The sequence below is a fragment of the Massilia sp. CFBP9012 genome (genome assembly GCF_034045115.1).
GTDB lineage: Bacteria > Pseudomonadota > Gammaproteobacteria > Burkholderiales > Burkholderiaceae_D > Telluria.
Map to the genome: position 1 here is coordinate 306595 of NZ_JAXCWM010000008.1, position 24491 is coordinate 331085.

Here is a 24491-nt window from a genome sequence, read left to right on the forward strand (position 1 = left end):
CCTCGCCGGGCGCCTTGGCGGGAACCTAAGTGTGCATGGCCAGTGGCCTAAAAATCGACCACCGATGAACGTTCGGGTCACGCAAGAGCATGAACATTCTGTGATTTCACTTGGATCCCCGCCTCCGCGGGGATGACGATGCATACTTTGCGTATAAATATTCCGGACACCAGTGCGCCTGCGCGGGAATGACGTGCTGGGGACGCGGGAATGACGTTCTTATGTTACGGGACTAGCGTGCTGCGAGACTGGATGAACAGGATCACGCCTGCGCCGTCTCGAGCTGCGTCAGCCTTGCGCGCAGCTTGCGTTCTTCCCCCCAGCGTTCGGTCTCGTCGCGCACCAGGGCGACGATTGCCGACACCTCCCCACCAGGCCCGTGCAGCAGCGCCACCGTGAAGGCGATCGACAAGGGCTTGCCTTCCTTGTGCAGCGCCGGCACGCGCAGGATGTCGCTGCCGTAGCGCGTCTCGCCCGTGTCCATCGTCTTGTGATAGCCGTCCCAGTGCCGCTGGCGTTGACGCTCGGGGATGATCAGGTCCAGCGACTGTCCAATGGCCTCGCTCTCGGTAAAGCCGAAGATGCGCGTGGCCGCGGCGTTCCAGAACGTGATGTCGCCTTTCGCGTCGCAAACGACGACGCCGTCGCCCAGCGCCTGCAGCAGTTGTTGAAAATCGATGTCGGCTTGCATGGTGTTACCTCCCCCATAAAAAACAGGTGCGCGTCGCAAACCGCCGACGCGCACCGAACTTCGTTTATCCAGCCAGGCCCGCGATCACACCACCTGCTTCTCGTGCAGCGCCGCGATGTCCTTCTGGCTATAGCCGAGGCCTTCCAGCACCTCGTCGGTGTGTTCGCCCAGCAGCGGCGAGCCCTTGATGTCGACCTTCATGTCCGAGAACTTGATGGGGCTGCCCACGGTGAGATAGGTGCCGCGCTCCTTGTGCTCGACCTCGGCGATCGTGCCGCTGGCGCGCAGCGAGGGATCGGCGGCGATTTCCTTCATCGACAGCACTGGCGAGCAAGGAATATCGAACTTGCGCAGGATGTCGACCGCCTCGAACTTGGTCTTGTCCTTCAGCCAGTCCTCGATCGTCCCGAAGATGGCGAAGATCTTGTCCTGGCGCGCGCCGGCGGTCATGTAGGCCGGGTCGTCGATCCACTCTTCCTTGCCGAGCGCCTTGCAGATCGGCGCCCAGGCATGGCCCTGGATGGTGAAGTAGATGTAGGCATTGGGGTCGGTTTCCCAGCCCTTGCACTTGAGCACCCAGCCTGGCTGGCCACCGCCGCCGGCATTGCCGCCGCGCGGGACGACGTCGGAGAACGTGCCATGCGGGTACTGCGGATACTCTTCCAGGTAGCCGACCCGGTCCAGGCGCTGCTGGTCGCGCAGCTTCACGCGGCACAGATTGAGCACGCTGTCCTGCATCGATACCGCCACCTTCTGGCCCTTGCCCGTGGTGTCGCGCGCACGCAGGGCGGTCAGGATGCCGATCGCCAGGTGCATGCCGGTATTGCTGTCGCCCAGGGCAGCGGCGCTGACGGTCGGTGGGCCGTCGTCGAAACCGGTGGTCGAGGCCGCGCCGCCGGCGCACTGCGCCACGTTCTCATAGACTTTCAGGTCTTCGTAGTGGTGGCCGTCGCTGAAGCCCTTGACCGATGCCACGATCATGCCCGGGTTCAGTTCCTTGATGTGCTCCCAGGTAAAGCCCATGCGGTCCAGCGCACCCGGACCGAAGTTCTCGACCAGCACGTCCGACTCCTTGATCAGCTTGGTCAGGATTTCCTTTCCTTCGGGCTTCTTGGTGTCGAGCGTCAGCGAACGCTTGTTGCTGTTGAGCATGGTGAAATACAGGGCGTCGACGCCGGGGATGTCGCGCAGCTGCGAGCGCGTGACGTCGCCCGCGCCGGGACGCTCGACCTTGATCACGTCAGCGCCGAACCAGGCCAGCAGCTGGGTGCAGGCGGGGCCGGCCTGGACGTGGGTGAAGTCGATGATCTTGATGCCTTCGAGTGGTTTGCTCATGATGTCAGTCTCCTTTATTCAGTCGATAGTGCGGGCACCACCGGCGGCCTTGTGGGCGCCGGCGGTCGTACGTGTCGCTTCGCTGTACTACTGATCGGTCACTTTTTCGCGTTGCTTTGCGGATTCAGATTGGTCAGGCGGCCGCTCTCGGTGCCGGCGGTCTCGTCGATCACGGCATTGATCAGGGCCGGCTTGCCGGCGGCGATTGCCTCGCTTAGCGCGCGGGTCAGTTCTTCCGGGCTGGTCACGTGGTAGCCGATGCCGCCGAAGGCCTCGATCATCTTGTCGTAGCGCGCGTTCTTGACGAACACGGTCGGGGCGACGTCCTTGCCGCCGGTCGGGTTAACGTCGGTGCCACGGTACACGCCGTTGTTATTGAAGATGATGGTCGTCACCGGCAGCTCGTAGCGGCAGATGGTCTCGAGCTCCATGCCGCTGAAACCGAAGGCGCTGTCGCCTTCGATCGCGACCACCGGCTTGCCGCTGACGACGGCCGCGCCGATCGCATAGCCCATGCCGATGCCCATGATGCCCCAGGTGCCGGAGTCGAAACGCTTGCGCGGCTGATACTGGTCAATGATGCTGCGCGCGTAATCGAGCGTGTTGGCGCCCTCGTTCACCAGGTTGATGTCCGGGTGCTGCTTGAGCACGTCGCGGATGGCGCGCAGGGCGGTGTGGAAGTTCATCGGCGCCACGTCGCGGTTGAGCAGCGCCGCCATCTTGGCCGTGTTCTGCTCCTTGCGCTCGGCGATCGGGCCCAGCCATTCCGCGTCGGGCTTGGCGATGCCGGCGCCGTCCAGCCCGTCGAGCAGGGCCGCCACGCACGAGCCGATGTCGCCGATCAGCGGCGCGGCGATCGCCACATTGCTGTCGATCTCGGTCGGCGAGATGTCGATCTGGACGAACTGCTTGGGCTTGCCCCAGGTCTTGCCCTTGCCGTGGGCCAGCAGCCAGTTGAGGCGCGCGCCGATCAGCACCACCACGTCGGCCTCGGCCAGCACGTAGGAGCGGGCCGCCGAAGCCGATTGGGCGTGAGTGTCAGGCAGCAGGCCCTTGGCCATCGACATCGGCAGGTAGGGAATGCCGGTGCGCTCGACCAGCGCGCGGATGTCGTCGTCGGCCTGCGCGTAGGCGGCGCCCTTGCCGAGCAGGATCAGCGGCTTCTTCGCGCCCTTGAGCAGGGCCAGCGCGCGCTGCACCGAGTCCGGGGCCGGCAGCTGGCGCGGCACCGGGTCGACCACCTTGATCAGGGAACGCTTGGCGTGGCCGGCCTCGATCGTCTGCGCCAGCAGCTGGGCCGGCAGGTCGAGATAGACGCCGCCGGGGCGGCCCGAGACGGCGGCGCGGATCGCCCGCGCCACGCCGACGCCGATGTCCTCGGCCTTGTTGATGCGGTAGGATGCCTTGGCGTAAGGCTTGGCCGCGTTCAGCTGGTCCATTTCTTCGTAATCGCCCTGCTGCAGGTCGACGATCTCGCGTTCGCTCGAGCCCGAGATCAGGATCATCGGGAAGCAGTTGGTGGTCGCGTTGGCCAGCGCCGTCAGGCCGTTGAGGAAGCCCGGCGCCGAGACGGTCAGGCAGATACCCGGCTTTTGCGTCATGTACCCGGCGATTGCCGCGGCATTGCCGGCGTTCTGTTCATGACGGAAGCCGATGAAACGCATCCCTTCGGCCTGCGCCAGGCGCGCCAGGTCGGTAATCGGAATGCCGACCAGGCCGAAGATCGTATCGATGTCGTTGTGTTTCAGGGCATCGATTACCAGGTGGAAGCCGTCGGTCACGTCTACCGATACGTGGTTAGTCATTGCTGTCTCCAGTTATTGTCGATCCGGGCAGAACGCGGTGTGTATCGCCCGCAAACCATCATAGCCAGCGCGCCTGATTTGTCTCATTGACCATGGTCAATTTTGGCCGCATGATGCGAGAATCTCGCTAAACGGCTGCGTTCATGACGACTATTGCAAATCACTCGGAACGGAACATCATTCGTCTGCAGTTAAAGCAGAACATCGTGCTTAAGGAACTGCGCGACAGCGAGATGGCGGCGCTCGAGCCGTATCTGACGATCGAGAACCACCAGAAGGGCGACCTGCTCATGAACCAGGGCGTGCACGAGATGTCGCAGTACTTCATCCTGGACGGCATCCTCAAGCGCCAGGTCTCCAACCAGGAAGCCAAGGAGATGATCCTGCGCTTCTCGGCGGAACGGGACATCGAAACCAGCTACGCCGCCTGGTGCCTCAAGATGCCGACGCCGTTCAGCATCGCCTGCGTCACCAAGGTACGGGTGGCGCGCATGCCGCTGCCGCAATGGGTCGATTTCCTAGCAAGCCACAGCACGGTGAAGCAGTCCTTCGAGTACGAGGTCATGAACCTGATGAGCGCCATCATGGCGCACACCATCACGCTGCACCTGCTCGATGCGCCAGGCCGGGTCCACCGCTTCATGCGCAAGCACCCCGACCTGTTCGAACGGCTGCCGAAAAAGGAATTGGCGGCATATCTGAACCTGTCGCCGGAGACGTTGAGCCGCCTGAAGAATCGGGGGAAGATCTGAAGATCAGGCGAAGTCGTTGATCTTGTTGGCACAAAGGCCGTCGCCCCCGCGAAGGCGGGGGCCTAAGTTCAGCGTTAGCGAAACGCGTGCAAACTTAGGCCCCCGCCTGCGCGGGGGCGACGTGGATAGTGCAACTAGACTGTCGTCACCGCCCTCTGCAACTTGACCCCGCCCCCCTCCTCGGTCATGGTCTGCTCCAGCAGCTTCACCAGCGCATACGCCGAATCGATATGCGGCGTAGGGGTGCCGGTCATGCGCGCCAGTTCGATCACCGATCCGACCAGGGCATCGATTTCCGGCCCCCGGCCCGCCTCCACGTCCTGCAGCATCGAGGTCTTGTGCTTGCCGATCTGCGCGGCGCCCTCGATGCGCCGGTCCAGGGTCACGCGGAAGGTGATCCCTAATTTGGTGGCCACGGCTTCGGCCTCGCGCATCATCTCCGCCGCCAGCTCGCGGGTGAGCGGGTATTCGCAGATGTCGACCAGGGTCGAATGCGCCAGCGCGCTGATCGGATTGAAGCTGACGTTGCCCCACAACTTGAGCCAGATCTCGGCGCGGATGTTGTCGAGGACCGGCGACTTGAAGCCGGCGTTCTGGAAGCAGGCCGATACCGCACCCACCCGCTCGCTTGTCGTGCCGTCCAGTTCTCCCAGTGGGAAGCGCGCGCCTTCGATGTGCCGGATGACGCCCGGCGCCATCAGTTCGGCGGCCGGATAGACCACGCAGCCGAGCACCCGCTCCGGTGGAATCCGGCGCGCCAGTTCGCCGCCAGCGTCGACGCTGTGCACGGTGCGCCCGTCGAACTCGCCGCCATGGCGGTGGAAATACCAGAACGGTATGCCGTTCTGCATCGTCACCACCACGGTGCGCGGACCGAACAGCTTGCCGACCTGGGCCGATACGCCATCGACCTGGTGCGCCTTGATGGCCAGGATCACCAGGTCCTGCTCGCCGGCCGCGTCATAGTCGTCCGTCGCGCGCACTTGCGAGGCGATCTTCTCCTCCCCGTCAATCTCGATGAGCTTGATGCCGTTCGTGCGAATCGCCGCCAGATTGGCGCCCCGCACGATGAATGTCACCTCCTCGCCCGCCAGCGCCAACCTGGCGCCAACGAGGCCGCCAATTGCCCCCGCTCCAATTACTGCGATCTTCATGACCCACCCCTTGTCGTCGTTTACTCGAACCGATTGATGAGCTTTCCGATGCCGTCGATCTCTACCTCGATCGTGCTGCCCGGCCGCATCGAGCCGACGCCGACCGACGTCCCGCACAGCAGGAGGTCGCCCGGCTCCAGTGTCATGTCCTGGGAGATTCGGCTGACCAGCTCGGCCACCGAAAACACCATGTCGTTGATCGGGTAGTCCTGGCGCACCTCGCCGTTCAGGGTCGTGCGCACGACCAGCATTGCCGGGTTGAGTCCGGTGGCAATCACGGGGCCGAACGGGCAAAAGGTGTCGAAGCCCTTGGCGCGCACCCACTGGGGAAAGGTCGGATCGCGCCCGATGATCTCGCCCACGGTGACGTCGTTGGCGCAGGTGTAGCCGAACACGTAGTCGGCCGCCTCCTCGACCGGCACGGCAGTGCAGCGGCGGCCGATCACGATCGCCAGCTCGCCCTCGAACGCCACCTTGCCCTCGCACAGCGGCTTGCGGATCGTACCGCCCGGCGCCAGGTAGGAGGTCGATGGCTTCATCAGGTAGAGCGGCTCGGCTGGCGGCGCCAGTCCCAGCTTCTGGCCCAGCGCGTGAAAGTTGTTCCACATCGCCAGGACCTTGCCGGGCACGCTCGGTGTGAGCACCTCGACCTCGTTCAGGTTCACCGCCATGTCGGTCCGTCGCGGGCTGTCGAACATATCGCCCTTGAAGATCCGGATCTTGTCGCCCTCGAGCGTGCCAAAACGTACGGTGTCGAGGTGTTGAAAGCGTATCCAGTGTCGGATCATGTGAGGTCTCTCGAACGTCGGGTCGGTGGATGCTCTGATTGTGGAAGATCGATTTCCGTATATCCTTGACCACGGTTAAGATTCGAAAATCTCAACAGGGCCGCTCGGATCTAGGCGCCGATCTGGCGCTGCTGGAGCGCGGACCAGTCGATGTAGGCCGCCGGATTGCAGCCGGCGCCGCTCAGCTGCGCGTGGCAGCGTTCCTTGGCGGCCAGGATCGCCTCGACCAGGAAATCGGCGTCGTGCGCGATCAGGAGGTGCGGCTGATGCCGCGCCAGGTAGTTGCGCAGGCCCGTGCGGTCATCGGCGCTGCCGACCGCGTTCGCGTACAGTCCGGTATCCCAGACCCAGCTCAATCCCAGTTCATGAAACGCCGCGTTATAGGCGTTGCACTCGGCATCAACATTGTTGCTGCAGGTCGTCGTCATGGCACTCTCCAGGTGGTGGTTGCGGTCGAGCTGTCTCAAAACCATCGTAGTCCAACAAAATGATGAGCAATAGTGAAAGTTTTTAGGGATAATCATTAACGACTGCGTATACATGGGTGGGAGAACCGATGAAGAACGCGACACTGCGTCAGCTGAAGGTGTTCGAGACGGTCGCGCGCCGCCTCAGCTTTTCGCGCGCCGCCGAGGAGCTGCACCTGACCCAGCCGGCCGTGTCGACCCAGGTCCGCACGCTCGAGGGCCACGTCGGCATGCCCTTGTTCGAACAGCTGGGAAAGAAGATTTATCTCACCCAGGCGGGCGACGAGTTGCTGCACTTCTGCCGCGCCATCATCCAGCAGTTCGATGAAGCGGAAGATGCGATGGCGCAACTCAAAGGAATCGCCGGCGGCAAGCTGAACGTGGCGGTGATCAGTGCCGGCGACTATTTCTTTCCGCAGCTGATGGTCGCCTTCGCGCGCCAGCATCCGGGCGTGCAGCTGAACCTGACGGTGCACAACCGCGAAGAGCTGCTGGACAAGCTGGCGGCGAACCGCACCGACCTGGCCGTGATGGTGCGGCCACCTGCCGAGCTCGACACGCAGAACGATGCCTTCGCCCCCCATCCCTATGTGATCGTGGCTGCGCCCGATCATCCGCTGGCGGCAGCCGGCCATGGGCGCATCTCGATGAGCGATCTGATCCCTCACCCCTTCGTGATCCGCGAACCGGGCTCCGATACCTGGTTCTCGATGCAGGACGCCTTCGGCTCCCACCTGGCCGAACTGACGGTCGCGATGGAGATCAAGAGCACCGAAACGATCAAGCAGGCGGTGATCGCCGGCATGGGACTGGGCTTCCTGTCGTTTCACACGATCGGCCGCGAAGTCGCCGTGGGCAGCCTGGTGGTGCTGGAGGTCGAAGGGTTTCCCTTGATGCTCAACTGGTATGTCGTGCATCGGAGAGAGAAGCGCCTGCCTCCGGTGGCGCGGGCGTTCCGCCAGTTCCTGCTGGACGAAGGGAAGGCGCGTATCGCCGCGCTGATTCCTTCACCGGGCCCCTGATGATGTGGCGACCCAGCCACACCCGGTGAATTCGCGGGCAACGGCAGAGATCGCGCAAAAATGCCGGTTTTTATAGGGCAACATTCACATACGGAATAACTGGTATCAGCACTCGAAATTGGAAGCGCGGGTCAGTAGTCCCTATATTTACTGCATCGCACAAACCAACTTTCAGGAGCCAGTCATGATCAACGCACCAGCCGAAACCACTTTCGCAGCCCCGTCGCACTCGCTGCTGTCGCTCGTCGTCGCCTTCCTCACGCTGAATCTGCGCGAGAAGCTCGAACCAGGCTACACCGGCAAGGATTCGGACCCAGCCTACTACGGTTGCGGCCTGTAATTTCCGGTCCTGTCGTCGCCGGGATATCCGGTACGACGTCATACCGAGGCGCCCGCACCGGATGCGATATCCCGTGCGCGGCACCGCGCATCACATAATTACCCCTGCATCAGCGCACGCACGTGCGCCGCGCAGCCCCCGGCAAGCCCCTGGGCGCTGTAGCCGCCTTCCAGGATCGACACGATCCGTCCCTGGCACACATCCCTCGCAATTTCCATGACTTCGCGCGTGATCCACGCGAAATCCTCGTCTTCCAGGTTCATGCTGGCCAGCGGATCGAGCCGGTGCGCGTCGAAGCCGGCCGAGATGACGATCAATTGCGGCGCGAACTCGCGCAGCGCCGGCAGCAGGACGCCGGCCGTGCGCGCACAGAACAGGTCCGGACTGCAGCCTGGCGGCAACGGCACATTGACGATATTGCCGCAGACGCCAGTCTCGCTTGCCGCCCCGGTTCCCGGATACAGCGGCGACTGGTGGCTCGACCCGTAAAACAGTTCGCGCCGGTCGAAGAACGCGGCTTGCGTGCCGTTTCCGTGGTGAACGTCGAAGTCGATCACCGCGACGCGCTGCAGGCCGTGCGCCTCGAGGGCATGGACGGCGGCGATGGCGGCCTGGTTGAACAGGCAAAAGCCCATCGCCCGGCCAGGCTCGGCATGGTGTCCGCAAGGCCGGGTCGCGCAGAACACGTTGGCGGCCTCGCCCGTCATCACGGCATCCACGCCGGCGCAGGCGGCGCCGACGCAGCGCATCACCGCTTCCAGCGAACCGGGCGACATCAGGGTGTCGCCGCCGTCGAGCGCCACCAGGCCGCCCAGCGGGGCTGCGCCGACGATCGCGTCGATGTAGTCGGCGTCGTGCACCAGCAATAGCTGTTCGCGCGTGCCGGGCGGCGCTTCGCGCCAGGCCAGCTGCGCGAATTCGGGCTGGCGCAGTGCCGTCAGCACCGCATGCAGGCGCCATGGCGATTCCGGGTGGCCGGGCCCGGGTTCGTGCCCGAAGCAGGCCTGGTGATGCAATACCAGGGTATGCATGTCAGGCGTCGGCGATGGCGTGGTTCGACATCCGCTCGATCGCCTGGCATAGCGCCGAATGATCGAGTTGGGCCATGCCGTGGGCGGCGCAGGAATTCATCAGCTCCTGTGCACTGGCGGTATTCGGCAGCGCGAGACCGAGGCTCTTGGCCCCCTGCAGCGCCAGGTTGAGGTCCTTCTGGTGCAGCTCGATGCGAAAGCCCGGCGCGAAGGTACGCTTGACCATGCGCTCGCCATGCACTTCCAGGATGCGCGAGGCGGCGAAGCCCCCCATCAGCGCCTGCCTCACCCTGGCCGGGTCGGCGCCCGCCTTCGAGGCGAACAGCAGCGCCTCGGCCACGGCCTGGATGTTCAGCGCGACGATGATCTGGTTCGCCACCTTGGTGGTCTGGCCATCGCCATTGCCCCCTACCAGCGTGATGTTCTTCCCCATCAGCTCGAACAGCGGCCGGGCCCGGTCGAATGCCTCTTGCCCGCCACCGACCATGATGGTAAGCGTCGCGGCGCGCGCCCCCACCTCGCCGCCCGACACCGGCGCGTCGAGGTAGTCGCACTGGCGCTTGTTGATCTTTTTCGCAAACTCCTTGGTAGCCATCGGCGAGATCGAGCTCATGTCGATTACGATCTTGCCCGGCGTGAGCCCGGCCGCCACGCCCTCGGCGCCGAACAGCACTTCCTCGACGTGCGGGGTGTCGGGCACCATCACGATGATGATGTCGGCGCGCTTGGCCACCTCGGTGGCGTTGGTGCAGACGGTGGCGCCGCCCTCGATCAGGGCCAGCGGCGGATTTTTCAGGTCGTGCAGGAACAGCTTGCAGCCGCCCTCCTGCAGCTTGGTGGCCATGGGTCCGCCCATGATGCCAAGGCCGATGAATCCTACTTTCGTCATGATGGTCTCCAGGTGTGTTGTCGTGCGAAGCGCGCCACTGGCCGTGCTACAGGCCGTGGTCGCCGATCCAGTGCAGGCCCTGCGCGGTGCCGGCCTTGGGCTTGTACTCGCAGCCGACCCAGCCCTCATACCCGATCTCGTCGAGCATGCCGAGCAGGTAGCGGTAATTGATCTCGCCCGTGCCCGGCTCGAAGCGGCCTGGATTGTCGGCCAGCTGGATGTGGCGAATCAGGCCGAGGTTGGCCTTGATCGTCGCCGCGATTTCGCCCTCCATGCGCTGCATGTGATAGATGTCGTACTGCAGGAACAGATTGTCGGAGCCGGTCGCGCGAATGAGGTCCAGCGCCTGGCGCGTACCGTGCATGAAGAACCCCGGAATATCGAAGGTGTTGATCGGCTCGATCAAGAGGCGGATCCCCTCGCTTTTGAGCTTGCCGGCGGCGAATTCGAGGTTCGACGCCAGCGTGAGGTAGGCTTCTTCCAGCGGCACCCCGGGCGGCACGATGCCCGCCAGGCAGTTGAGCTGCTTGACGCCCAGCCCCCTGGCATACTCGATCGCCGCGCCGACGCCGTCCTCGAACTCCGCCTTGCGCCCCGGATGGCAGGCGATGCCGCGCTCGCCGCCGGCCCAGTCCCCGGCCGGCAGGTTGTGCAGCACGAGTTCGAGGCGGTTTGCGTCGAGCCGGGCGGCGATGTCGTCGAGCCGGTAGGCATAGGGGAACAGGAATTCGACGCCGCGAAAGCCCGCCCTGGCGGCGTGCTCGAAGCGGTCGAGGAAGTCGACTTCGTTGAACAGCATGGTCAGGTTGGCGGCAAGTCTGGTCATCTCGGTCTCCTGTGCTGGCATTACTTTATATCGAGGACTTCATTGAACTCGTTGAGCGCATCGATCTCCGTGCCCATCGCGATATTGGTGACGCGCTCGAGAATGATCTCGACCACCACCGGCACGCTGTACTGCTGCATCAGCGCGCGCGCACGCTCGAAGGCGGGAATGATGTCGTCCGGCCGGAACACCCTGATCGCCTTGCAGCCCAGGCCCTCGACCACGGCGACGTGATCGACGCCATACCCTTCCAGCTCGGGCGCGTTGACGTTCTCGAACGCCAGCTGGACGCAGTAATCCATCTCGAAGCCGCGCTGGGCCTGGCGGATCAGGCCGAGGTAGGCGTTGTTGACCAGTACGTGGATGTACGGCAGCTTGAACTGCGCCGCCACCGCCAGTTCCTCGATCAGGAACTGGAAATCGTAGTCGCCCGAGATGGCGACGATGTCGGCGTCGGGATCGGCCACGCGCACCCCGAGCGCCGCCGGGATGGTCCAGCCCAGCGGGCCCGCCTGGCCGCAGTTGATCCAGTGGCGCGGGTGGTTCACGTGCAGGAACTGGGCGGCGGCGATCTGCGACAGGCCGATGCTGGCCACGTAGCGCACGTCGCGTCCGAAATACGCGTTCATCTCATGGTAGACGCGCAGGGGATTGACTGGCACGGTATCGAAATCGCTCTTGCGCAGCATGGTGCGCTTGCGCTCCTGGCATTCTTCCAGCCATGTGCTGCGGTCTTGCAGGCGGCCGCTCGCGCGCCACTCGCGCGCCACCTCGACCAGCAGTTCGAGCGCGGCCTTCGCATCGGACACGATGCCCAGATCGGGACCGAACACGCGCCCGATCTGGGTCGGTTCGATATCGATGTGCACGAAGGTGCGGTCCTTGGTGAACACCTCGATGCCGCCGGTATGGCGGTTGGCCCAGCGGTTGCCGATGCCCATCACGAAGTCGGAGGCCAGCACGGTCGCATTACCGTAGCGGTGGCTGGTCTGCAGGCCGGCCATGCCCGCCATCTGCGGATGGTCGTCGGGAATCGCGCCCCACCCCATCAGGGTCGGGATCACGGGCACGCCCGTGATTTCCGCGAACTCCACCAGCAGCGCCGAGGCGTCGGCATTGATGATACCGCCGCCGGCGGTGATCAGGGGACGCTTTGCCGCGTTGAGCATGTCGAGCGCCTTCTCGACCTGGGCGCGATTTGCCCGTGGCTTGTGCAGCGCCAGCGGCGCATAGGTGTCGCCGTCGAATTCGATCTGGGCCATCTGCACATCGATCGGCAGGTCGATCAGCACCGGGCCGGGACGGCCGGAGCGCATCAGGTGGAAGGCCTGCTGGAACACGCGCGGCACCAGGGCCGGCTCGCGCACCGTGACGGCCCACTTGGTCACCGGCTTGGCGATCGATTCGATGTCGACCGCCTGGAAGTCTTCCTTGTACAGGCGGGCGCGCGGGGCCTGGCCGGTAATGCAAAGAATAGGTATCGAATCGGCCTGCGCCGAATACAGGCCGGTGATCATGTCGGTGCCGGCCGGCCCGGAAGTGCCGATGCACACGCCCAGGTTGCCGGCCTTGGCGCGGGTATAGCCCTCGGCCATGTGCGAGGCGCCTTCGACGTGGCGCGCCAGGTAGTGGCGGATGCTGTCGCGCTTCTTCAGCGCGGCGTAGAAGGGATTGATCGCGGCGCCGGGCACGCCAAAGGCGACCTCGATGCCTTCTTTTTCCATCACCAGCACCGCTGCCTCTGCTGCTGTCATCCTTGCCATTCCGACCTCCAGGCTCATGAACGCACGATTGCGATGAACGTATGCTAGAGCGTAGTAGCGCTGCTGATAAGAACACAAAAAGTAGGTGTATTCGATCTCTGGAGTATGGAATACTGGAGGCATGGACAAGGTCAAACAGATGTGGGCCTTCGTCGACGCGGTCGACAAGGGCAGCCTGGCGCGCGCCGCGCTGGGGCAGGACATCACGCCGGTCATGCTGGGGCGTCGCATCGACGCGCTCGAACGCCGGTTGGGCGTCAAGCTGCTGCACCGGACCACGCGCCACCTGACACTCACTGAATCGGGGTCGGTCTTCCTCGAGCATTGCCGCAGGCTGCTGGCGGACATCGACCTGGCCGAGACCATCGTGTCCGAAGGCCGCGACCAGGCCAGCGGGCACCTGATCGTCTCGGCGCCGGCGGCGTTCGGGCGGCTGCACGTGGCGCCGCACGCCCCGGCCTACCTGGCGGCCAATCCGAACGTGCAGATCTCGTTCAACCTCACCGACCACGTGGTCGACCTGGTGCGCGAAGGTTATGAATTGGGGATCAGGATCGGCGGCGTGCTCGATCCGAGTTTCGTCGCGGTGCGGCTGGCAACCAATCGGCGCGTGGTATGCGGCACGCCGGACTATCTCGCGCGCTGCGGCGTGCCGCGCACGCTGGAGGAGCTGGCGCAGCACAACTGCCTGGCCTTCAACCTGCAGGGCGGGCAGCAGCGCGGCTGGTACTTCCAGAAGGATGGCAAGCCGGTGACCATCAAGGTCAACGGCAACCTCGATTGCAACGACGGCGAATTGCTGCACCGTTGGGCGAGCGAAGGACTCGGGCTGGCCTGGCGCTCCACCTGGGAGATCCAGGCGCAGCTGGCCAGCGGAGAATTGGTGACGGTGCTCGACGAGTACGCCCTGCCCGACTACGACATCATGGCGGTCTATATGCAGCAGCGCCACCTGCCGGCCAGGGTGCGCAGCTTCATCGACACCCTCAAGGCGGTCTACGCCCAGCCTGGCTACTGGACGCGGCCGCCAACGGCACGGCCCTAGATCACCCGCTCGTCGCGCAGCAGCGCGATCTGCTCGCGCGAATAACCCAGGTCGGCCAGCACTTCATCGGTATGCTCGCCCAGCAGCGGCGAGCGCCGCACCTCGGTCGGGCTGTCGGACAGCTTGATCGGATTGCCCACGCTGAGGTAGGGGCCGCGCTCGGGATGATCGACCTCGACGATCGTGCCGGTGGCGCGCAGCGACGGCTCCTGGGCGATCTCCTTCATCGACAGGATCGGCCCGCACGGGATATCGTATTTGTTCAGGATATCCATCGCCTCGAACTTGGTGAGCGTGGTGCTCCACTGCTCGACCGTGGCGAAGATCGACATCAGGCGCGGCAGGCGCGCCTTCGGGGTCGCGTAATCGGGATCGGTGATCCACTCCTCGCGCCCGATCAGCTTGCAGACCGCGGGCCAGACCTGGGCCTGCGCAATGAAGTAGATATACGCGTTCGGATCGCTCTCCCAGCCCTTGCACTTAAGGATCCAGCCAGGTTGCCCGCCGCCCGAAGCATTGCCCGCGCGCGGGACCGACTCGCCGAACTGGCCGTCGGCGAACTGCGGATATTCTTCCATGACGCCGTTGCGCTCGAGGCGCTGCTGGTCGCGCAGCTTGACCCGGCACAGGTTGAGCACCGCGTCCTGCATCGAGGTGAGCACCTTCTGGCCGCGGCCCGTGCTGTTGCGCTGGTAGAGCGCGGTGACGATGCCCAGCGCCAGGTGCAGGCCGCTGCCGCTGTCGCCGATCTGGGCGCCGCTGACCATCGGCGGGCCATCGTCGAAACCGGTGGTCGCCGCCGCGCCGCCGGTGCACTGGGCCACGTTTTCATAGACCTTGCAGTGCTCGTAGGGGCCGGGACCGAAACCCTTGACCGAGGCCACGATCATGCGCGGATTGAGTTCCTGGATACGCTCCCAGGTAAAGCCCATACGATCGAGCGCGCCGGGCGCGAAGTTCTCGACCAGCACGTCGCAGTGCTTGATCAACGTTTCCAGCACTTCCTTGCCGGCCGGCCGCTTGGCGTCGAGCGTCATGGAGCGCTTGTTATGGTTGAGCATGGTGAAATACAGGCTGTCCACGCCCGCGATATCGCGCAACTGGTTGCGTGTCGCATCGCCCTCGCCGGCGCGCTCGACCTTGATGACGTCGGCCCCGAACCAGGCGAGTAGCTGGGTACAGGTCGGTCCGGACTGGACGTGGGTGAAATCGAGAATGCGAACGCCTTCCAGTGCCTTGCCCATACCCGTTTCCTCCGAAGATTTAACTCAGCCGTTGCATTCTGCTCCTGGCAACGCATTAGCGCACGCTGCAGTGCACACTTCAACCATGTATCAGCGCTTGAGCAAAACGCCATTTGATCTTAACGAGACGCACCGGACGAGCTCAATGACCGCAGTCAAGATTCATGAAATGACGATTTAACATCGAAACAGCGCCGGCCAGGCAAGAAAAACGGGCTTCCGAAGAAGCCCGTTTCCCTGTCATGCCGCACCGAGGGCGTCAGGCAGGCAATGGCCCCTTCCCGACCGCGTTTTCTTCCGCGTAGCGACTCCTGGAGTAGCTGACGTGGTTACGCAGCACCGGTCTGAGCACCGTGATCGCCAGCAGCGCCGCGATCAGGTCCATGGTGGCGACGGTGTACAGGACGGTCGACCAGGTGCCGGTCGCCTCCATCATCAGGTTACCGACCGGGACGAACAAGGCGCCGATGCCCTTCGCGGTATAGAGCACCCCGTAGATCTTGCCGATGTGCTTGGTACCGAAGGCGTCGCCGGCCAGGGCCGAGAACAGCGAGTACACTTCGCCCCACGCCAGGAACACGATGCCGGACAGGATCAGGAAGGCATACGGATTGTGGCCGAAGTAGCCCAGCGCGATGATCCCGCAGCCTTCGAGCGTGAACGCGATCACCATGGTCTTCTCGCGGCCGATGTGGTCCGAGATCCAGCCGAACAGCGGCCGCGAGATGCCGTTCATGATCCGATCGAGCATCAGGGCCAGCGGCAAGGCTGCCATCACGAAGAAGTGCAGGTCGACCTGGAATTCCTTCACGCCCAGATCCTGCGCGATCACGCCCAGCTGCGCGACCGCCATCATGCCGCCGGTGACCACCAGCACGAACATCACCAGCATCAGCCAGAACAGCTTGGTGTTCAGCGCTTCCTTGAGCGTGTAGTCATGCGTCGACTGCACCAGCTTGCTCGACTTCTTGACCTCGGCCGCCGTCGGCGAGCGCAGGAACCAGGCGGCGATGAAGGCCAGGGTGCCTTGCAGGATGCCGAAGAACAGGAAGGTCTGCTGGAAGCCCGACGACTCGATCATGGCCGCGATCGGCAGGATCGTGGCGGCCGAACCGGCGCCGTAGCCACCTGCCGTGAGGCCGACGGCCAGGCCGCGGCGATCCGGGAACCACTTGATCGCGTTATTGATGCAGGTTGCGTAGATCGAACCCACACCGATACCGCCAACCGCCGCGCCGGCGTAGAAGCCCGCCAGGGTAGTGGCTTGCGAATTGATGATCCAGGCCAGGCCGATGAAGATGGCGCCGAAGGCGACCATCATGCGGGGACCGAATTTATCGATGAAGTAGCCTTCGAGCGGCGCGAGCCAGGTCTGGACGATGACGAACAGCGTGAAGGCGACCTGGATGCTGGCACGCGACCAGCCATAGGTTTCCTGGATCTCGGGAACGAACAGGGTCCATGCATACTGGATGTTCGCGGTGGCGATCATGCAGACAACGCCAACGGCGAGCTGGAACCAGCGCGTCCCGTTGGAGACTGGTTGACCGGGCTGAAGCGCGGCTGCCGATGAATTATGCATTTGCCGCTCCTTGATCGGTAAGGGGTTGTTCTTTCAGACCTGCAGACGAATATGCGGGCGCCGGGGGCACCTGCCTGGTTATGGTTTCCAGCATTTTCATGTCTCCACTTTTTTTGGTGTGATGTGCATGCTCCACGTCGAGTCCTGGACTCGCGCGCCAACCCCTACGCCTTTTCTAATTAAATCAAGCTCATTGAACAGCGAAAGCACCCTGCCATCAAAAAGGACGTCGGCATGCTCCTGGCGGCCGAACTGCCCACCAGGCGAGACAGCCGCTTAATACAGTTCTCCAACAGTGCTCATCAGATTTTGAATGTGCGCTATTGCCGCTCTCCTCTTGTGCAAGATTGCTGCCCTGGACGACCGCAAAGGTATTGCGTTCCCTGCTTTCACTTCAGCGCCTGGGAGGCGCCGTTGCATCGGGGTTAATCAAAACAGTGAAAGTGAGATGATGTTGCTGGAGCCGATTTCGAGAATCATTGACCGCGGTTATGTTTTGGGATTTTTGAGAACCGGCAGTCAACGCCTTGGCATGCCGCGCACCCGTCGGACTGACGCAGGACAAGCCACGCCCTGTGACATCGCATGGGCCGTGCAAGGTGCAGGAGGTCGTTGGCGGAGAAAAGATGGTTGACTGGCAGCCTGCCGCTGATCCGTTCCGGGTAGATGGAAGTTTTCGGATGATCATTTGGCCGCCAAGCAGTGTGTTGTAGGCAGTAGCAAAAGATGCGCTACCGGCATCTGCGCCGGTCCGGCATCCATTTTCCTGTTCGAAACCTTCGGTTATCGGCAGAAAGCGATTGGATTATTACAGATATTTTTTTGCATAGACAATTATTTTTTAGCAACATTAGATTGCCACTATTGTGAGGAATTTTTATTAATTTGCAGCAATATGGATGAGGCGCCCAACTCCTATTTCCTGACGTACCAGGCGCCGATCTGGGCACCGATCGAGAGAGAATGCGGCGAACACCGCTCGTCGTCGGCATTCAGGAAGACCAGCTCCTTGCCGGGCAGTTTTTCGAAAAAGAGCGCGAATGACGCGCCACCGCCGTTGAACATCCCCATTTCCTGGCCCTTGTGCACCCGCGCGCCATGCCGCATGGCTGGATCGAACACGATGCTGGACGCCGCACTCATGCCCAGTGGGATGCAGCACACATGGCCATGGTCGGCGGTCCTGATCACGATCACCCCGCGGGCGAAGCAGCCGGGGATGGTGAACGGGTCGAACAGCACCTCGCCATGGACTGGCGCCCACCAGCGCTGGAAGTCATAGGGTCCCAGGTTCGTCTGGAAGACCCGGCCGCCGTCGAACAATTCGACCAGCCGGTAATAGTCGACCAGCGCCTGCTGCCGTGGCACGCGCGTTGCGAGGAGATCGGCCAGCGTGCAATGCCTGCTCCCGAACCGGAATACGTCCCCGCGTACCGGTGCGCCATCGGTCGGGCAGGCGACGGTCCGGTTCGAATCCGGATCGGCGACGGGGCGTGCGTGCGCGGGATGTTCAAAGGGTCGGGTCAGGAAGGCATTCCAGCTTTTCCAGTGAGGCGGCGTGCCGGCATCCTTGCTCCACAAGGAGAAGCGGTATCGCTCCTTCGCCGCCGCCGACAGCCACTGTTCGCCATCGACACACAAGCCCACGTTGGAGGCCGGGCTGTCCAGGAAGGCATGCCAGTCGTTGAGGATGTTCGACATCAGCAGATCGACGGTGGGCTGCCTGAACAGGGCCGCGCCACTCGCGGTCCGGCCGATGTCCGCCATCAAGGCGGAAAACGGCAGGCCGATCAATTCGCCATCGATGAAGCCCGGCGCATGGGTGAGGATCGTGTTGAAACCGTGCAGCAAGGTGTCCACGTCGCTGATGCCCGGCGAATGCGCATCGACGATGGCCAGGCATTCAGCGCAGGCATTGTTGGCCAGACGGCGTACGACGTCGTTGTCCTCGATATAGGTGGCCAGCGCCTGGACCGATGGCGCCAGCGCCGTTCTTTCGGCGCCCAGCACGCGCTCGACATACGTCCGCATGCCGGCGCTGCCGTACCGGGGCAGCCAGCCGTCGTGCGGATCGCCCCAGCCGGGAGGGATGTCGAATTGCGCGTCAAGCGGTGCGGTCGTCACGGCGTATCCTTCGGTATGGTGATCAGACAGAAAGATCACCTTTTTAACCGCCGCCCGATCGCGCCTGTTTGACATCGATCAGTTCGTTTCCCGGACATTCCGGATGGATAGATTCGCCCCCACTGGAAGGTCACACCTGGCCGCAAGTTGGCACGTTGGACACGCTCGTGATCGTCCCGACAAGCTGCACGCGCTTCCATTTGTCGTCAAACTGTAATTAACTGTCTTCTATGTCTGGAGGATGTGTTAATTGGACACTTGGTCTTATACAATGCGAGACCAAGGAGAAATTGTATGTACCGAGTGATGTTGGTGGAAGACGATGCGCGCCTGGCCGAGCTCGTTACCGAATACCTGTCCGGCTATGAATTCGCGGTCGAACTGGTGACGCGCGGCGATGCCGCGCTCGAGCGTTTCAAGGAACTGACGCCCGACGTCGTGATCCTCGACCTGATGCTGCCGGGCCTGGACGGCATGGTTGTCTGCCGCCAGATTCGGGACCAGTCCGACGTGCCCATCCTCATCCTCACCGCGCGTGAAGATTCCTATGACGAAGTATCCGGCCTCGAGCAAGGCGCCGACGACTTCGTCAACAAGCCGGTCCAGCCGCGCGTCCTGCTGGCGCGCCTGCGCGCCCTGATGCGCCGTACCCAGGCCAAGTCGGGCGTCGATGCGCGCGTGCTGCAATTCGGCGCCCTGCGCATCGTCACCTCCGACCGCAGCGTGGTCTGGCGCGGCCAGCCCTGCGTGCTGTCGAATACCGAGTACAAGCTGCTGCTGGTGCTGGCCGAGGCGGCCGGCCGCGTGCTGTCGCGCGACGCCCTGCTCAAGAAGATGCGCGGCATCGAGTTCGACGGCCTGGATCGCAGCATCGACAACTGCATCTCGAAGCTGCGCCGCAAGTTCGACGATGCGGAATCGGAAAAGATCAAGACGGTGTGGGGCGAAGGCTACCTGTTCTCGCCGTCGGCCTGGAATTGAAGACCTGCCCATGAAACCTGCGCTGCGCAGGTTTTTTTACGCCTGGTGCCTGTCCAGGCGCTTATTCGAACAGCGGCACGATCGCCAGCGGGGCGTTGTAAGTAACGACCTGGCCCACCGGCTGCGCGCCGAAACGGTAGGTCACGACCGGGAAGTCGCCGTCGGCGTCGTCCGCGAAGGCGGCCCCGCGCGCCGGCGCCAGCGCCTGTTCGGCGCCCCCCGCACGCACCCGCACGCCCGCCGCCTCGCCCTCTTTCGGGAACACCAGGCGCACGCCGACGCACTGGCGGCCGCGCGCCGAATTGTCGGCATAGCGGGCGAAGCCGAGCGCCTGCTCGCAAGCCGCGCGCAGGTCGGCCACCTCGTAGGTCCCGTCGGCGCGCAGCGCCAGCGAGACCCGCGGTTTGACCGTGAAGCCGCCCAGCGGACGGTTCGGCGTCAACACCGCGTTCTCGTCATAGGCCGCCTTGAGCAGCGGCAGCACGGTGCGGCCGAGCGGATCCAGCGCCAGGCTGGTCTGGACGGTCTTGCCCTTCATGAGCAGTTGCGCGCCCGCCTGCAGCACGCCCTTGTCGCGCGGCAGCACCTGCAAGTGGTTGTTCAGCAGGTTCTTGGGGCCACCGTATTTGTCAAACAGCACCATCGCGCGGTAGGCGTCACGATAGTTCACCCATTCCCCGGCGCGCGGCTGCGCCACGGCGATTTCGGCCGTCAGCAGCAAGGTCACGCAGGCGGTGAGGTGTGCGCGTCGCATCATCAAAACCGGTAGGCGAAGGCGGTCGAAACCGTCACATTGGTGGGCCGCTCGACGAGCGGGCTATTGCGGACGCTGCCGACCAGGCGCGTGGCCTGGACATTGGTGACCAGCATCCAGGATGGGCTCAGCGCCCAGTTCCAGCGCACGCCGGCGCGGACATCCTTGAGGCCGCCGCCCGGGCGATACGGCGGATTGCCGCTTTGCCACGATTCAGGCCCAGTGACGCCAAAATAGGCGCGGCTGTAGTCGGCGTTGACGATGGTCGCGCCGGCATTGAACGACAGCGTATGCTGCGGCGCAAGCTGCACGGCCAGGCGCTGCACGCCCAGTTCCATGCGTGCGCCGTCGCGGTCGTTGCCGGCGCCATACAGCACGCTGCTGGTCAGCCGCCATTCCGGCGCCAGGTAATAGTTGAAGAAGAACCCGCCCTCGAGCCGGGTGCTGACGTCCTGCATGCCGTCCAGGCGGTTCCCGGTGCGTGCGTAGTGCAGCGGCGAGGTCGATACGCCGACGCCGTCGACGATGCGGCCCGTGCCGGACTCGTCACGGTTGGGGTGGACCGTCAGCAGCGGACCGTATTCGACCGTCGGACGGTTGGACAGGTGCATCCCTGCACTCATGCCGGAAATAAAAAGGCCGTTGCTCCATTGGACCTGGAGCACCGGCAAGGCTGAAACCTTTTGGCTGTCCGCCCCTTCGTAACGCGGCCGCGAGACGGCGCCCAGCCCTGCGTACATGTCGCGGCTGCCGTCGGGCATCGGGTTGGTGGCCGGCGTCTGTGCGCTCGCTGCGGTGCTCGCAGCCGCCAGGGCCAGGGCGAAGAATGGTTTCATCGTGAAAGTACTCGGAGAGTTCGTTTGTCGATATTTTACGTCGAGCAAGCTTCGCTCTCCCATCCCATTATGACAAGCGTCGCATTCCCGGTGGGGATGCGTCCGCGGCCAGGTCATGGAACCGTGCTGCGCGCCATGCTGGCGCTTCGGAACCGACCGGCGCTGCGCCGGGCTCGACGGTGTTGCTCGCGCGCACCATGCTCATAAGCACATCCTTATGGTCGAGGCGCGGCCCGCTCCGGGTCGCTTCCTACTTGAATAAAAAAACCCACCGATATTCCATTGCTGGCGCATCAGGTGGGCAAACGGAAAACCTGATGATGGGAAAGATGGTAATCGTTCGGCCTCCCGTCGTGCACCCTCCAGATGTCGGCCAATTGTCGTCAATTTGTAAGCCGCGCCGGCCGCTCTCCCCTTTGGATTACCGGCACCACCATTGCGCCTGTACAATTCGTGCCCGAGGAGAAACCATGCAGCCGGCACCACCGCCAGACCGACAGTTACCCAGGATGCGCCCGTGAACCGGATATTCTTCCGCTTCTTCGTGCTCGTCATGCTGTCGATCACCGCTGCCACCTTCGTCATCTATTTCGCGTTCGCGCGCCTGTTCGGCGACCCGCTGGACGATATCGCGCGGCGCCAGGCCGCAGCCCAGATCTTCCTGCTCGAACAATACGTCGACCAGGCGCCCGGCGACGAATGGCTGACCCGCCTGAACAATGTGCGCGAAGTGTCCGACGTGCGCTACGACCTGATGCCCCTGGCCCAGGCGCTGGACACCCTCGGCGCCGGCCAGCGCGCCGAGCTCGAACGCGGCGCCATCGTGATCGACGTGGCCGGCAAATCCCTGTACCGCCGCGTCGACCTCGACGGCGAACGCTATATCGGCAGCCAGGACGAGGTCTTGCATGCCCAGAACCTGCCGATCGATACCGGCCAGGCGCTCAAGATGGAACTGCTGCGCTACGTGATCGTCGCCATCGCCCTGTTGCTGCCGATCGCGCTGTGGTCGCGCTCGCACTGGCAGGGCTTGCAGTCGCTGTCGCGCATGGCGGACGAGTTCGGCGCCGGCAAGCTGTCGGTGCGCGCGCAGCTGAAACCGTCGGACGCCGTCTATCCGCTCGCGGAACGGATCAACCACATGGCCGGCCGCATCGAAGACTTGATGGAAGCGCAGCGCAGCCTGCTGCACTCGGTGTCGCACGAACTACGCACGCCGATCGCGCGCCTGGAATTCGCACTCGAACTGCTCGACGCCAGGGCCAGGGATCCCGAGCTGAGCCGCCGCATCGCCGCCATGGAGGGCGACCTGTCCGAGCTGAACAACCTGGTCAAGGAACTGCTCGATATGAGCAAGCTCGACAGCGCGCGCACCCTGCAGGGCGCGCCGGCCGAGCTCGACGCCCTGCTGCGCGACTGCTGCGCCACCCTGCCACCCTCTCAGCAAGAAGTGGCCTGCGAGCTGGCCGCCGGACTCGGCACGATGGAAGTCGATGCCCGCCTGCTGGCGCGTGCGGTCGGCAATCTGCTGCGCAACGCCCAGAAATATGCGCAGGAACGCATCGTGCTGTCGGCGCGGCGCACGCCGGATGGCGTCGAGATCGCGGTCGACGACGACGGCCCCGGCATCCCCCTTGACGAGCGCGAGCGGATCTTCGACCCGTTCTACCGCCTCGACCGCAGCCGCGACCGCGCCACCGGCGGCTTCGGGCTCGGCCTGTCGATCGCGCAGAAGGCGGTGGTGTTGCATGGCGGGAGCTTGCATGTGGAAAGCTCGCCATTGGGCGGGGCACGCTTCGTGATTCGACTGCCGGCATGAACGAACGCCTGCTGATCGCGACGCTGTGCGGGCTGGGACTGCTGTCCACCGTCGGCGCCTCCCTGCCCTATCCGATGCTGGCGCCGCTGTTCGCCGATGGCGGCGTCAACGGCCTGAACAGCTTCCTCGGTCTGCCGCCCAAGCTGCTGCTGGGGATCGCGCTGATGATCAATCCGGTCGGCCTGCTGATCGGCAGCGCCGTGCTGGGCCCGCTGTCGGACGGCTTCGGCCGGCGCCGCGCCCTGCTCCTGACCACCGTCGGGGCGGCAGTGGGCCACCTGCTCACGGCCGTGGCGATGGTAGTGGAATCGTATCTGCTGTTCCTGGCCGCGCGTTTCTTCACCGGTCTGCTGGAGGGTAATGGCGCGGTGATGCGGGCGCTGGTCATCGAGCGCATCAAGGGGCCGCTGCGCAACCACGCGTTGTCGTGGCTGAACGGCTCGTTCAACCTCGGCTGGCTGGTGGGCCCGCTGCTGGCAGGCTTCACCATGGCCTTCGGTCCTGAGTTGCCTTTCTATATCGCCGCCGGCGCCCTGCTGCTGGGGACGGTGGGCGTGCTGGCGTCGATCCCGTCCACGCCGGCGCCGCCGCATTCGCACCGCTGGTGGACGGTGGCGCGCGACCGCCATGCGCTCACCCTGCTGCGCCATGGGCCGCTACGCACCCTGTTCACGGTGCACCTGGCGTATTGCTGCGGCGTCGCCGCGCTGTATGAATTCTTCCCGCTGTGGCTGGTGGACGTGGGCGGCTACGATGCGCGCCAGATCGCCGTCGTCAATATGGGCATGTGCGCGCTGATGACCACGGCCGCCCTGTTCGCCGGCCATGCCAGCCGGGTCGAGGGCCGCCTGCGCGCCGGCTGGTACGCGGCCATTGCCGCCGCCGCAGTGCTGTGCGTGGGCTTCGGCAACCTGTGGATCGGCATCGCCGGCATCGTCCTGTTCGGCGCGCCGCACGCTTTCTACAACACCGCCCTGCAAACCTGGTCGGCCGACGAGTTCGCGCAGCACGGCCAGGGTTCGGTCATGGCCCTGCTGTCCACGATCTTCTGCCTGGCAAATATCCTGATGGCGCTGGCCGGCGCCGTGCTCACGCTGATCGATACCCGGCTGGTGCTGGTGGTTGGCGGCCTGCTGACGGCCTGGGCTTCGGTGGCCCTGCGGCGCTGGAGCGCCCGCAGTCCCTGCCCGCACCTGGAAAGCACTTGACGCGCATCCGGACGTGAAAACGGCGTCCACTGGGG

Annotated in this window: 22 protein-coding genes; 7 read left to right on the plus strand and 15 right to left on the minus strand. The window is 64.2% G+C overall.

Annotated features, from left to right (window positions below; all coding sequences use genetic code 11):
• Positions 1-262: 262 nt before the first annotated feature.
• The 3 genes from SOM61_RS15665 to oxc all read right to left on the minus strand — a co-directional run bounded on the left by SOM61_RS15665 (position 263) and on the right by oxc (position 3831).
• The gene (locus SOM61_RS15665) at positions 263-691 is read right to left on the minus strand and encodes a PAS domain-containing protein (RefSeq protein WP_123071885.1); all 429 of its coding nucleotides are present in this window, start codon (positions 689-691) and stop codon (positions 263-265) included.
• Between the two features lie 84 nt (positions 692-775).
• Positions 776-2026 (minus strand): formyl-CoA transferase, encoded by a 1251-nt coding sequence (gene frc, locus SOM61_RS15670; RefSeq protein WP_147933861.1) that lies wholly within the window; start codon positions 2024-2026, stop codon positions 776-778.
• Between the two features lie 98 nt (positions 2027-2124).
• The gene (oxc, locus tag SOM61_RS15675) at positions 2125-3831 is read right to left on the minus strand and encodes an oxalyl-CoA decarboxylase (RefSeq protein ID WP_320474940.1); all 1707 of its coding nucleotides are present in this window, start codon (positions 3829-3831) and stop codon (positions 2125-2127) included.
• 143 nt (positions 3832-3974) lie between these two features.
• Between oxc and SOM61_RS15680 the strand changes: the two genes are divergently transcribed.
• The gene (locus SOM61_RS15680; protein WP_320474941.1) at positions 3975-4583 is read left to right on the plus strand and encodes a Crp/Fnr family transcriptional regulator; all 609 of its coding nucleotides are present in this window, start codon (positions 3975-3977) and stop codon (positions 4581-4583) included.
• Between the two features lie 134 nt (positions 4584-4717).
• Here the strand turns inward: SOM61_RS15680 and SOM61_RS15685 are convergent, their stop codons facing one another.
• From SOM61_RS15685 to SOM61_RS15695, 3 genes are all read right to left on the minus strand, one after another.
• Positions 4718-5737, minus strand: coding sequence for a 2-dehydropantoate 2-reductase (locus SOM61_RS15685; RefSeq protein WP_320474942.1), 1020 nt, complete (start codon positions 5735-5737; stop codon positions 4718-4720).
• Positions 5738-5757: 20 nt separating this feature from the next.
• Positions 5758-6525 carry a fumarylacetoacetate hydrolase family protein gene (locus SOM61_RS15690; RefSeq protein WP_320474943.1) on the minus strand — a complete coding sequence of 256 codons (768 nt, stop codon included), beginning with the start codon at positions 6523-6525 and terminating at the stop codon, positions 5758-5760.
• A gap of 110 nt (positions 6526-6635) precedes the next feature.
• Positions 6636-6953 (minus strand): HAD family hydrolase, encoded by a 318-nt coding sequence (locus SOM61_RS15695; RefSeq protein WP_320474944.1) that lies wholly within the window; start codon positions 6951-6953, stop codon positions 6636-6638.
• A gap of 128 nt (positions 6954-7081) precedes the next feature.
• Here SOM61_RS15695 and SOM61_RS15700 point away from each other — a divergent pair, with 128 nt between their 5' ends.
• Together SOM61_RS15700 and SOM61_RS15705 are read left to right on the plus strand one after the other, a co-directional pair.
• Positions 7082-8014 (plus strand): LysR family transcriptional regulator, encoded by a 933-nt coding sequence (locus SOM61_RS15700; RefSeq protein WP_320474945.1) that lies wholly within the window; start codon positions 7082-7084, stop codon positions 8012-8014.
• A 184-nt stretch (positions 8015-8198) separates the two neighbouring features.
• Entirely contained in the window at positions 8199-8354 is a 156-nt protein-coding gene (locus tag SOM61_RS15705; protein WP_320474946.1) for a hypothetical protein, read from the plus strand.
• A gap of 98 nt (positions 8355-8452) precedes the next feature.
• Here the strand turns inward: SOM61_RS15705 and SOM61_RS15710 are convergent, their stop codons facing one another.
• The 4 genes from SOM61_RS15710 to gcl are packed head-to-tail and all read right to left on the minus strand — an operon-like array spanning position 8453 to position 12863.
• On the minus strand, positions 8453-9385 hold the full coding sequence (locus tag SOM61_RS15710) for a histone deacetylase family protein (RefSeq protein ID WP_320474947.1): 933 nt from the start codon (positions 9383-9385) through the stop codon (positions 8453-8455).
• 1 nt (position 9386) lies between these two features.
• Positions 9387-10274 carry a 2-hydroxy-3-oxopropionate reductase gene (locus tag SOM61_RS15715; protein WP_320474948.1) on the minus strand — a complete coding sequence of 296 codons (888 nt, stop codon included), beginning with the start codon at positions 10272-10274 and terminating at the stop codon, positions 9387-9389.
• Between the two features lie 46 nt (positions 10275-10320).
• Positions 10321-11100 (minus strand): hydroxypyruvate isomerase, encoded by a 780-nt coding sequence (gene hyi / locus SOM61_RS15720; RefSeq protein WP_320474949.1) that lies wholly within the window; start codon positions 11098-11100, stop codon positions 10321-10323.
• A gap of 20 nt (positions 11101-11120) precedes the next feature.
• Positions 11121-12863, minus strand: coding sequence for a glyoxylate carboligase (gene gcl / locus SOM61_RS15725; protein ID WP_320474950.1), 1743 nt, complete (start codon positions 12861-12863; stop codon positions 11121-11123).
• A 121-nt stretch (positions 12864-12984) separates the two neighbouring features.
• Between gcl and SOM61_RS15730 the strand changes: the two genes are divergently transcribed.
• On the plus strand, positions 12985-13908 hold the full coding sequence (locus SOM61_RS15730; protein ID WP_320474951.1) for a LysR family transcriptional regulator: 924 nt from the start codon (positions 12985-12987) through the stop codon (positions 13906-13908).
• Here the strand turns inward: SOM61_RS15730 and frc (SOM61_RS15735) are convergent.
• The 3 genes from frc (SOM61_RS15735) to SOM61_RS15745 all read right to left on the minus strand — a co-directional run bounded on the left by frc (SOM61_RS15735) (position 13905) and on the right by SOM61_RS15745 (position 18858).
• Complete coding sequence (gene frc / locus SOM61_RS15735; RefSeq protein WP_320474952.1) at positions 13905-15152, minus strand: formyl-CoA transferase; 1248 nt, start codon at positions 15150-15152, stop codon at positions 13905-13907. The two genes, SOM61_RS15730 and frc (SOM61_RS15735), sit on opposite strands and share 4 nt — an antisense overlap.
• A 259-nt stretch (positions 15153-15411) precedes the next feature.
• A complete protein-coding gene (oxlT, locus tag SOM61_RS15740) occupies positions 15412-16734 on the minus strand; it encodes an oxalate/formate MFS antiporter (protein ID WP_320474953.1) in 1323 nt (440 codons plus the stop codon).
• A 915-nt stretch (positions 16735-17649) separates the two neighbouring features.
• On the minus strand, positions 17650-18858 hold the full coding sequence (locus SOM61_RS15745; RefSeq protein WP_320474954.1) for a phophatidylserine decarboxylase associated domain-containing protein: 1209 nt from the start codon (positions 18856-18858) through the stop codon (positions 17650-17652).
• Positions 18859-19152: 294 nt separating this feature from the next.
• Here SOM61_RS15745 and SOM61_RS15750 point away from each other — a divergent pair, with 294 nt between their 5' ends.
• The gene (locus SOM61_RS15750; protein WP_320474955.1) at positions 19153-19839 is read left to right on the plus strand and encodes a response regulator transcription factor; all 687 of its coding nucleotides are present in this window, start codon (positions 19153-19155) and stop codon (positions 19837-19839) included.
• Positions 19840-19900: 61 nt separating this feature from the next.
• Here the strand turns inward: SOM61_RS15750 and SOM61_RS15755 are convergent, their stop codons facing one another.
• Together SOM61_RS15755 and SOM61_RS15760 are read right to left on the minus strand one after the other, a co-directional pair.
• The gene (locus SOM61_RS15755) at positions 19901-20596 is read right to left on the minus strand and encodes a hypothetical protein (RefSeq protein ID WP_320474956.1); all 696 of its coding nucleotides are present in this window, start codon (positions 20594-20596) and stop codon (positions 19901-19903) included.
• On the minus strand, positions 20596-21429 hold the full coding sequence (locus SOM61_RS15760; RefSeq protein ID WP_320474957.1) for a MipA/OmpV family protein: 834 nt from the start codon (positions 21427-21429) through the stop codon (positions 20596-20598). The genes SOM61_RS15755 and SOM61_RS15760 overlap by 1 nt, the downstream gene beginning before the upstream one ends.
• A gap of 517 nt (positions 21430-21946) precedes the next feature.
• On the opposite strand from SOM61_RS15760, the gene SOM61_RS15765 reads away from it, so the two are divergent.
• On the plus strand, positions 21947-23248 hold the full coding sequence (locus SOM61_RS15765; RefSeq protein WP_320474958.1) for an ATP-binding protein: 1302 nt from the start codon (positions 21947-21949) through the stop codon (positions 23246-23248).
• Positions 23245-24456 carry an MFS transporter gene (locus SOM61_RS15770; RefSeq protein WP_320474959.1) on the plus strand — a complete coding sequence of 404 codons (1212 nt, stop codon included), beginning with the start codon at positions 23245-23247 and terminating at the stop codon, positions 24454-24456. Before SOM61_RS15765 ends, SOM61_RS15770 begins: the two co-directional genes overlap by 4 nt.
• The last annotated feature ends 35 nt before the right edge of the window (positions 24457-24491 follow it).

Coding starts and splice junctions, on each gene's coding strand:
- SOM61_RS15755 (WP_320474956.1), bottom strand. CDS start 20,596: ATGATGCGACGCGCACACCTCACCGCCTGCGTGACCTTGCTGCTGACG.
- oxlT (WP_320474953.1), bottom strand. CDS start 16,734: ATGCATAATTCATCGGCAGCCGCGCTTCAGCCCGGTCAACCAGTCTCC.
- hyi (WP_320474949.1), bottom strand. CDS start 11,100: ATGACCAGACTTGCCGCCAACCTGACCATGCTGTTCAACGAAGTCGAC.
- SOM61_RS15685 (WP_320474942.1), bottom strand. CDS start 5,737: ATGAAGATCGCAGTAATTGGAGCGGGGGCAATTGGCGGCCTCGTTGGC.
- frc (WP_147933861.1), bottom strand. CDS start 2,026: ATGAGCAAACCACTCGAAGGCATCAAGATCATCGACTTCACCCACGTC.
- oxc (WP_320474940.1), bottom strand. CDS start 3,831: ATGACTAACCACGTATCGGTAGACGTGACCGACGGCTTCCACCTGGTA.
- SOM61_RS15700 (WP_320474945.1), top strand. CDS start 7,082: ATGAAGAACGCGACACTGCGTCAGCTGAAGGTGTTCGAGACGGTCGCG.
- gcl (WP_320474950.1), bottom strand. CDS start 12,863: ATGGCAAGGATGACAGCAGCAGAGGCAGCGGTGCTGGTGATGGAAAAA.
- SOM61_RS15710 (WP_320474947.1), bottom strand. CDS start 9,385: ATGCATACCCTGGTATTGCATCACCAGGCCTGCTTCGGGCACGAACCC.
- SOM61_RS15760 (WP_320474957.1), bottom strand. CDS start 21,429: ATGAAACCATTCTTCGCCCTGGCCCTGGCGGCTGCGAGCACCGCAGCG.
- SOM61_RS15715 (WP_320474948.1), bottom strand. CDS start 10,274: ATGACGAAAGTAGGATTCATCGGCCTTGGCATCATGGGCGGACCCATG.
- SOM61_RS15695 (WP_320474944.1), bottom strand. CDS start 6,953: ATGACGACGACCTGCAGCAACAATGTTGATGCCGAGTGCAACGCCTAT.
- SOM61_RS15690 (WP_320474943.1), bottom strand. CDS start 6,525: ATGATCCGACACTGGATACGCTTTCAACACCTCGACACCGTACGTTTT.
- SOM61_RS15750 (WP_320474955.1), top strand. CDS start 19,153: ATGTACCGAGTGATGTTGGTGGAAGACGATGCGCGCCTGGCCGAGCTC.
- SOM61_RS15665 (WP_123071885.1), bottom strand. CDS start 691: ATGCAAGCCGACATCGATTTTCAACAACTGCTGCAGGCGCTGGGCGAC.
- SOM61_RS15680 (WP_320474941.1), top strand. CDS start 3,975: ATGACGACTATTGCAAATCACTCGGAACGGAACATCATTCGTCTGCAG.
- SOM61_RS15705 (WP_320474946.1), top strand. CDS start 8,199: ATGATCAACGCACCAGCCGAAACCACTTTCGCAGCCCCGTCGCACTCG.
- frc (WP_320474952.1), bottom strand. CDS start 15,152: ATGGGCAAGGCACTGGAAGGCGTTCGCATTCTCGATTTCACCCACGTC.
- SOM61_RS15730 (WP_320474951.1), top strand. CDS start 12,985: ATGGACAAGGTCAAACAGATGTGGGCCTTCGTCGACGCGGTCGACAAG.
- SOM61_RS15770 (WP_320474959.1), top strand. CDS start 23,245: ATGAACGAACGCCTGCTGATCGCGACGCTGTGCGGGCTGGGACTGCTG.